9 protein-coding genes are annotated in these 8,987 nt (G+C 44.5%); 3 read left to right on the top strand and 6 right to left on the bottom strand.

The annotated features are described in order from the left end of the window. A partial coding sequence (locus NE671_RS07145; protein WP_256163817.1) for a hypothetical protein occupies positions 1-180 on the top strand: 180 nt, incomplete at its 5' end. Positions 181-440: 260 nt separating this feature from the next. On the opposite strand, the gene NE671_RS07140 is transcribed toward NE671_RS07145, so the two are convergent. Beyond that, positions 441-881, bottom strand: a complete 441-nt coding sequence (locus NE671_RS07140; RefSeq protein WP_092072233.1) for a DUF1284 domain-containing protein — start codon at positions 879-881, stop codon at positions 441-443. After that, positions 871-1,422 carry a biotin transporter BioY gene (locus NE671_RS07135; RefSeq protein WP_015525656.1) on the bottom strand — a complete coding sequence of 184 codons (552 nt, stop codon included), beginning with the start codon at positions 1,420-1,422 and terminating at the stop codon, positions 871-873. The genes NE671_RS07140 and NE671_RS07135 overlap by 11 nt, the downstream gene beginning before the upstream one ends. A 278-nt stretch (positions 1,423-1,700) precedes the next feature. Here NE671_RS07135 and pduB point away from each other — a divergent pair, with 278 nt between their 5' ends. After that, the gene (pduB, locus tag NE671_RS07130; protein ID WP_015525654.1) at positions 1,701-2,423 is read left to right on the top strand and encodes a microcompartment protein PduB; all 723 of its coding nucleotides are present in this window, start codon (positions 1,701-1,703) and stop codon (positions 2,421-2,423) included. A 155-nt stretch (positions 2,424-2,578) separates the two neighbouring features. Here pduB and NE671_RS07125 read toward each other — a convergent pair whose 3' ends face one another. The 4 genes from NE671_RS07125 to NE671_RS07110 form a co-directional block, all read right to left on the bottom strand. Beyond that, positions 2,579-3,967 (bottom strand): PcsB-like coiled-coil domain-containing protein, encoded by a 1,389-nt coding sequence (locus tag NE671_RS07125; RefSeq protein ID WP_021652858.1) that lies wholly within the window; start codon positions 3,965-3,967, stop codon positions 2,579-2,581. A 271-nt stretch (positions 3,968-4,238) separates the two neighbouring features. Next, entirely contained in the window at positions 4,239-4,535 is a 297-nt protein-coding gene (spoVG, locus tag NE671_RS07120; RefSeq protein WP_015525652.1) for a septation regulator SpoVG, read from the bottom strand. Positions 4,536-4,592: 57 nt separating this feature from the next. Then, positions 4,593-5,714 (bottom strand): glucose-1-phosphate adenylyltransferase subunit GlgD, encoded by a 1,122-nt coding sequence (gene glgD / locus NE671_RS07115; protein ID WP_256163816.1) that lies wholly within the window; start codon positions 5,712-5,714, stop codon positions 4,593-4,595. Next, on the bottom strand, positions 5,711-6,988 hold the full coding sequence (locus NE671_RS07110; RefSeq protein ID WP_059086196.1) for a glucose-1-phosphate adenylyltransferase: 1,278 nt from the start codon (positions 6,986-6,988) through the stop codon (positions 5,711-5,713). Before NE671_RS07110 ends, glgD begins: the two co-directional genes overlap by 4 nt. A 313-nt stretch (positions 6,989-7,301) precedes the next feature. On the opposite strand from NE671_RS07110, the gene murC reads away from it, so the two are divergent. Continuing rightward, entirely contained in the window at positions 7,302-8,681 is a 1,380-nt protein-coding gene (murC, locus tag NE671_RS07105; RefSeq protein WP_021652856.1) for a UDP-N-acetylmuramate--L-alanine ligase, read from the top strand. Positions 8,682-8,987: the final 306 nt, after the last annotated feature.

Genomic DNA, 8,987 nt, shown 5'->3' with positions numbered 1-8,987 from the left:
TTCCTTGTTTTGGTTCAAGGTTACGAACGAGCACCGCGAGTTTCGCAATTACCTATTTTATATTACACAACTTTATACCAGATCATGACCTTACAGCTGCTCTGGTTAATTGAAATTTCTTCTGCAGGATATTCAACATATGTCAGTTTCCGCAGAAGTGCTCTGTCAAGCACGCTTTAGTTTGTCCAAACTAACATATCGTCATTTTATCAATGCTTAAATTATTTGTCTATACATATCTGGCAAAAAAGCCTCGCGGTTATTGTTGTTTTTTTCTCAACTAAAAATTGTTTTCAAAATATTTATATTATTATCTGATATTTCAAATAAAAAAAGTATATATTCCAAGACATCATTTCAGGAAATGCAACAGCCATTGCCATTTCCTCCGGCATTCTCAGATCATATACTTTTTTATATTTCTATATTTTTGCTTTCTTTTATGCCCAGCGGCTCTTCTGTTCTTCGCAGATGCTGTTCCACTGGCAGTTTCCACAGATTTCCTTACGTTTATCCGTCGCAAGGATTTTTTCCTGGACTTTTTTTGTAAATTCGCTGAAGTGCAATGTCTGTCCGGCCTTCAGTCCACATTTTTCCAGCACGGCATTGTCATACTCTGCCACTTTATCTCCGGCTTCGCAATGTCCGCCCAGATTATTCGGACAGGCAGAGCAGATCTCATCCGTATCCACATGAAGCCTTATTTTCTTTCCCTCCAGAAAAATCTTCAGCATCTCGGCCATATGTGCAGTAAAACCGTTACTGTAGCCTTCCCCCTTAAAATACGCCAGGCACATACCATGATGAGGGCGCAGAGGAATGACTATTTCCTCTGTGCCCTCATCAGAAGCATATGCCGTAGCACTGCTTTTATCTTGCATATTTACGTACCTTTCCTGATAAAACATAAGCCAGTGCGATCTTGATAAGATCCGGAATGATAAACGGGAACACACACCAGCCAAGAACTGCCATAAGGCCTACCGGACCTGTGCTTCTTGTGTAGGCAAACATAAACCATGCGGTTCCAAAGGCATAGCATACGATCAGTCCAACGATCATGGAAATGATCTGAACAACCGGCTTTCTGCCAAAAACGTGCTCAATTGCCCACATAACAAGTGCGGAAAAGATAAATCCAATGATATATCCACCTGCATTTCCGAGAAGAGCTCCAATGCCTCCGGAAAATCCTGCAAAAACCGGAACTCCTACTGCTCCAAGAAGAACGTAAACCAGAACTGCCAGAGTTCCTCTTTTTCCTCCAAGCACACCAACTGCCATAAATACTCCAAATGTCTGCAGAGTAAACGGTACCTGTGCCGGAATGGAAATCCATGAGCAAACTGCCATCACTACTGCAAAAACTGCAATGTAAACAAGATCATACGTCTTGCTTCTGCCTGCTGCCACTGTTGTCATAATAATCTGTATCCTTTCTTTCCTTTTCTGCTTTTCCTGTCGGAAGATCATTCCTGTCCTTTATAAATGATATCCGCTCTTTCGCTGTTAACAATTTAACACAGCAGGATTTGAATGTCAACTTAATTTTATTTTTTAAGTTTACATTTTACAATGCCGTTTACTACTATGTAAACCTGCCATTTACAAATGATATTGTCAATTTTCACTTTCAAATTCCCCTCTCTGATGCTATACTGAAACCAATGAGTTTTCAGCAAAAAGGGGGATTTTTCCACATGGATATACACGATATTCATAACATCAGCACCAACTGCACACGTACTGAATTTGTAGGGACCGCAGTCCTTGACACAATCGGACTCGTGATCTCCGGAGTTGATGATTCTCTGCTTAAAAAGATGAACGTAGGTACCCAATACCACTGTCTGGGGCTTTTCAGTTCCCGAACAGGCGCTGCCGGCCAGATCACAGCTATTGACGATGCAGTAAAAGCCACAAATACAGAAGTCCTTTCCATTGAACTTCCAAGAGACACCAAGGGCTGGGGTGGTCACGGAAACTATATCGTCCTTGGCGGAAATGATGTATCCGACGTGCGTCACGCCATTTCTCTGGCTCTGGAACTGACTAACAAATATGCAGGTGAGGTCTACATCAGCGAATCCGGCCACCTGGAGTTTGCTTTTTCCGCAAGTGCAGGTCCTGCTATCCATAAAGCCTTCGGCACACCTCTGGGTGAAGCATTTGGTTTCATGGCAGGTTCTCCGGCTGCTATCGGTCTTGTGATGGCAGATAATGCCGTGAAATCCGCAGCAGTATCCATTACACAATATATGACTCCGAATATCGGTACCAGTCATTCCAATGAAGTGATCATCGCCATCTCCGGTGATGCCAGTGCTGTAAAAGCTGCTGTACTGGAAGGCCGTCAGACAGGCCTTGAGCTTCTCATCGGTATGGGAACCTATCCGGAGATCCCGGGTACGCCGTATCTGTAAAATCTCCGGATTGCAGGAAATTTGTGAATTTCCACACACTACACTTCACGAAACACATATCTGCGTCATGCATACAAAAGCAGCGCTGCAAGGATCAGCATACGATCCTGCAGCGCTGTATTTCTCTTAAATATTCTCCTCTGGATTTTCCCGGATCAGCCCACCTGATATACATCTGCAGACTGAAGTCCGAAGCTTAATGCCTCAGAATGGCTTCCACAATAGATATCCACATGTCCGTAAGGAGTTCCCAGATCCTCTACCGTATAAACAGTGCCGTTGATCAGAAGCTTGGTCCCAAACGGAACACCTGCCATAGCAACGGTACGTCCTGCTGTCGGAACTGTTCCGCTGGCTGTAAGATTGCCGGCTGTACCGCAGCACTGTGCACAGTTGCAGTATGCGGTCAGTGTAAAGTTTCCAAGATATGTTCCCTGACTGGAAGAACCGGAATCGGACGTATCCGCAGAGGCATCTTCCGTCTCCTCGGAAGCTGTCTCATCATTGGAAACCTCCTCAGAAACCTCCTCCTGGGAGCTGTCCTCGGAAACATCTTCGGAACTTCCGGACTGTACATCATCCGCTTCCTCTTCCTCCTCTACAACAATGTCTGTACTTGTAGAGCTACTGGAAGACTCGGTTGTATCCTCCTCCGGATCATAGCCATAATCATCGTCAGAATCAGCCTCTTCACTGTCCTCGTTATCCTGATCGGCTTCTTCCTGGGCTGCCGCTTCTGCTGCCTGTCTCTCAGCCTCTGCTGCCGCTTCAGCCTTAGCTTTCTCTTCTGCAGCCTTCTCCGCCTCTGCCTGCTGTACCAGAGCGGTAATACTGCTGTCTGCATTACTGATATCTGCCATCAGCTGCTGAGCCTCTTCCTGGCTGGCGCTGATCTGGTTTACATAAGAGTTAATATCATCGCTTGTGCTGGAAGCCATGGACTGCACTTCCTGTTGTTTGGCTGCACGCTCCGTCATCAGATCATCAATCTCTGCGGACTCCGTCTCAACCTTTTTCTCATTCTCCTGGATATTCTTCTGAAGACTCACATATTTATCCAGCATGTCTCTGTCGTATGTAGAAATCTGTATCGCATTCTCCGCGCGATTGAGAAATTCTGCAAGGCTTTCGGAAGAAAGCAGTGTCTCCAGTGCGGAAGTTCCGGCATTTTCATACATATATGCGATTCGAAGCTTCATGGATTCATACTGATCTGCAGAAGCTTTCTTTGCTTTTTTCAGTTCTTTTTTTACTTTATTTAATTCATCTTCCTTCTCAGCAGCCTGGATACTAAGCTCAGAAATGCTGTTGGTAAGATCCTCATACTGTGCGTTTAAATCAGCCAGATAGCTCTCCAGCTCCTGCTTCTTGCTCTCCAGTGTGCCGATGCTGCTCTGTACCTGCGCAAGACCCTCCTCAGCGGCCTGTTTCTCCGCCTGTGCCTCTGCGATCGCAGCGTCTGTACCTGATGCATATACGGTGCTTCCCATGGAAAGGGTCAGCATACCTGTAAGCAGTAATGTGAAAACTTTTCTATTCTTCATATAAACACCTTTCGTCCTTTCATGGATTCTAGTATAACACATTTTTCATAAAAAGCAATAATTTTATTTTATTTTTGTAACAAATACGTAATAATTTAAATTTTTATGAACTGAAAAGCGTTTTTTGTTTTCCGGAGCACAAAAAAACTGCCCTCTCACAGATTTCTCTGCAAAACGGCAGTTTTTAATTTTTATTCTATGCTGTTTCAATCCAAAGATCATCAGCTACGAGAATACTTCTCTGATGTAATCCCCCCTGAAGCTGCTTCTCTTACTCCGCAGCCTCCATAAGAACCTCATTCTCAGCTTCCTCAGCCATTACTTCCTGATACTTGTCCAGGATGATCGTCTGGATCTGCTCTCTTGTTGCTGAATTGATCGGATGTGCGATGTCACGATATTCACCGTCGCTTGCCTTACGGCTTGGCATTGCGATGAACAGCCCCTTCTCGCCTTCGATCACCTTGATGTCATGTACCACAAACTCATCATCTATTGTGACAGACACAACGGCCTTCATTTTCCCTTCTTTTGCTACCTTCCTCACACGTACATCTGTAATATTCATTGCTACTTGCCCCTTTCATTTCGCTAACCGTATCTGCGGAAAACTGATCTTCCGCATTTATAATACGTAGCGTTCGTTTTTCTCTACGACGATCTTCACTTCTCCTTCTTCGCCGCAGTAATATGAATTCGCCCGGATGGTATCCCGGCTCTCAACAATGCAATTCTCAATATGTGTATTATCTCCAAGATATACGTCATTAAGGATCACAGAGTTTTTGATCACACAGTTATTTCCTACAAATACATCACGGAACAGAACAGAATTCTCCACGGTTCCGTTGATGATACATCCGCTGGACACCAGACTGTTCTTCACAGTTGCACCCGGATTGTACTTAGCAGGAGGTACATCTGCGATCTTGGTTTTGATCGCCGGCTCCTGTTTGAAGAAATAGTTCCGGATCTCCGTTTTCAGGAAATCCATATTTGTCTGATAATAAGCCTCTGCAGTAGAGATATTATTCCAGTAGTTATCGATCTTATATCCGTAAATCCTCTTCAGATTTTTGTAACGGATAAGAATATCATTTACAAAATCATGCCTTCCCTCCTGGGCAGCACGCTCGATCAGTTCGATCAGCTGCCTTCTTCGGATAACATAGATACCAGTAGATACCGTATTATAGGAGGAAACGATCGGTTTCTCCTCAAATTCCTCGATCCGACAGTCCTCATTCATGCGAAGAACACCAAATCTCTCAACCTGGCTCTGATCCTTGCATGTAGTACATACAACGGTAACATCTGCCCGCTTTGCGATATGATACTCCAGGACTTTATTGTAATCCAGCTTGTAGATTCCATCGCCGGAAGCGATCACCGCATAGGGTTCATGACTGTTCTTTAAAAAGCTCAGATTCTGATAGATCGCATCTGCAGTACCCTGATACCATAAGCTGTTATCTCTGGTAATGGTTGGAGTAAAGACATAAAGTCCTCCCTGTTTTCTTCCGAAATCCCACCATTTGGATGAACTTAAATGCTCATTAAGGGAACGGGCATTATACTGTGTCAGCACAGCAACCTTCTGGATATGTGAATTTGCCATGTTGCTGAGGGCAAAGTCGATCGCGCGGTAACTTCCTGCAATAGGCATTGCCGCGATTGCTCTTTTGTTTGATAATTCTCTCATGCGGTTATTATTACCGCCTGCCAAAATAATACCTATCGCTCTCATTCTTTCCCACCGTCCTTTGCTGCAATTACCTGGCCGGCTGCCAGTTCTCCGTCAGGGTAGTCTTCTTTTGTTGTAACACCGGCGATAGCGGTATTCTTACCGATTTTGACACTGTCCGGAATCACGCTGTTTTCGCCGATAGCCACAAGTCCAAAGGAATATACAGCCGGTTTCAGAACATTCGGTGCCTCCTCGCCGCATCCGATCACAACATTATTTCCGATGACAACATCTTCTGCCACGATGGCTTTATCCATAACAACGTTCTCACCAACTGCTGTATTCTTCATGATAATAGAATCACGGATCACACTGCCCTTGCCGATGATAACATTCGGACCGATCACTGAATTATGTACTTCACCATAGATTTCTGTTCCCTCACCGATGATACACTTGTCCACAACTGCATCTGCGGAAATATACTGTGGCGGGATCACATCTCCCTTGGTGTAGATCCTCCAGAATTCCTCATAAAGATTAAACTCCGGAATGATATCGATCAGCTCCATATTTGCTTCCCAGTAAGAACCAAGAGTTCCTACATCTTTCCAGTAGCCGTTGTACTCATAAGCAAAAAGGCGCTGCCCCTTCTCTTTACAGTACGGAAGGATATGTTTACCGAAGTCACAGCCATTCTGATCCTTCAGGGCGATCAGTGCTTCCTTCAGAACCGGCCATGAGAAAATATAGATACCCATGGATGCAAGATTGCTGCTTGGATGCTCCGGCTTCTCCTCAAACTCAGTAATACGGCTGCTCTCATCAGTAACCATAATACCAAAACGGCTGGCTTCCTCAATGGGAACCGGCATACACGCGATCGTAATATCTGCCTTGTTCGCCTTGTGGAAATCCAGCATCACTTCGTAATCCATCTTATAGATATGGTCACCGGAAAGGATCAGTACATAATCCGGGTTATACTGCTCCATATAAGCCAGATTCTGATAGATCGCATTGGCAGTTCCTGTGTACCATTCACTGCTTGTGCTCTTCTCATACGGAGGAAGGACTGTGACACCGCCTTCATTGCGGTCAAGATCCCACGGAATACCGATACCGATATGTGTATTCAGGCGGAGAGGCTGGTACTGTGTCAGCACACCCACCGTGTCAATTCCCGAGTTAATACAATTGCTCAGTGGAAAATCGATGATACGATATTTACCACCAAAAGCGACTGCCGGCTTTGCAACCTTTTCTGTCAAAACTCCTAACCTGCTGCCTTGCCCACCGGCCAAGAGCATGGCAATCATCTCTTTCTTAATCATGCGATCACCTCTTGTATGTTATGATTATTCCATTATAGCATACTTTACTGTATTAGTGAACATTTTTTACAATTATTTTAGCTGTATTTTACTTTTTTTATCGCTATTGTATATTATAAATTGGTAAGACTCATCATTTTTTTCATTCCTCTGGTAATTTTCAACATTTTTCGATGTTATTTTCTGGTTACTTTTATATTCCGGAAAAAACCGCTTTTTTAGCCAAAAGAACCACTTTTCAATTGTTTCTGTTGGCGTTATAATAAAACAGACAAAAGAGCTACGAAAATAACATATATATAAGGAGATTATTATGTATCAGATAGACTTTCATAAACCGCTCCATATTCATTTCATCGGGATCGGAGGCATCAGCATGAGCGGCCTTGCCGAGATCCTTCTGGAAGAAAATTTCCGGATTTCCGGTTCCGATGCCAAATCCAGCCCGCTGACCCGCACACTGGAAGAACGTGGCGCTGTGATCTATTACGGACAGCGCGCTTCCAACATCAAGGATGATGTAGATGTGGTTGTCTATACAGCAGCGATCCACCCGGACAACCCGGAATTTGCCTGTGCGAAAGAAAAAGGGCTTCCAATGCTCACCCGCGCAGAGCTTCTGGGACAGATCATGCGGAACTACGATACACCGATCGCAATTTCCGGAACCCACGGAAAAACCACTACTACTTCCATGGTTTCCCATATCCTTCTTGAGGGTGACTGTGATCCTACCATCAGTGTTGGCGGAATCCTTCCTGCTATCCACGGAAACATCCGCGTTGGAAATTCTGAGACCTTTATCACAGAGGCATGCGAATACACCAACAGCTTTTTAAGCTTCTTCCCTAAGATCAGTGTGATCCTGAACATGGATGCCGATCATCTGGATTTCTTCAAGGACATCGATGACATCCGCCATTCCTTCCGGAAATTTGCAGAGCTTCTCCCTGCTGACGGTACTCTGATCATCAACGCCGACACACCGGAGTATGAGACGATCACCCGGGAGCTTCCATGCAATGTTCTTACCTATGGTCTGGAGCACGATGCCGATTACACCGCAGCAGACATTACCTGGGATAAATACGGACATCCTTCCTTCTCCGTTCTCTTCCGGGGCAAAAAGATCGGCAGCTATTATCTGCGTGTACCGGGTATCCACAACGTATCCAATGCACTGGCCGCCATTGCCGTAGGACGCCTTCTGGACCTTCCGGATGATGTGATCGTCAAAGGTCTCGGAAGCTTTACCGGTACAGACCGTCGTTTCCAGTATAAAGGTGAGATCGGCGGTATCACCATCATTGATGATTACGCGCATCATCCAACCGAGATCGAGGCAACCCTTCATGCTGCAAAGAATTATCCGCATCAGAAGGTATGGTGTGTATTCCAGCCTCATACCTACACACGTACCAAAGCTCTTCTTCCGGAATTTGCAAAAGCGCTGACTCTGGCCGATCATGTTGTACTGGCTGATATTTATGCCGCACGTGAAACAGACAATCTTGGTATTTCTTCCCAGGATCTCCAGAAACAGATCCAGGAACTTGGAACCCCCTGCGAATATTTCCCGACTTTTGATGAGATCGAGAGCTTCCTCTTAAAAAGTTGTGCACATGGTGATTTGTTGATAACTATGGGCGCCGGAGACGTTGTAAATATTGGAGAACACCTTCTCGGAAAATAATTATCCACATTATCCACATGCTTATGCACATTTCAAACGTGCCTGGCATGTGGATTTTTTTGTGTATAACCTACTTGACATAATTCAACAGCCAAATTCAACAAATACCGCATTTTTCTTACAAAATTAAGGTTTTTGTTAGTTGCTGATAATGTTATCCTCAAAGTTTTCCACACTATCCACATTTTCCACATGGAAATTGGTGCACAACTTCTGTGAAAATAGACTATTCTCAAGTAAAAGCGGTTGTGCTATAATCCTTTTTAGCATGGCGGACTTTGGGATATCACCTGAATATCTGCTGTA

This window comes from Blautia sp. DFI.9.10 (assembly GCF_024461705.1).
Classification (GTDB): Bacteria; Bacillota; Clostridia; order Lachnospirales; family Lachnospiraceae; genus Blautia_A; species Blautia_A fusiformis.
This window is presented reverse-complemented; position numbering and strand designations above follow the sequence as displayed.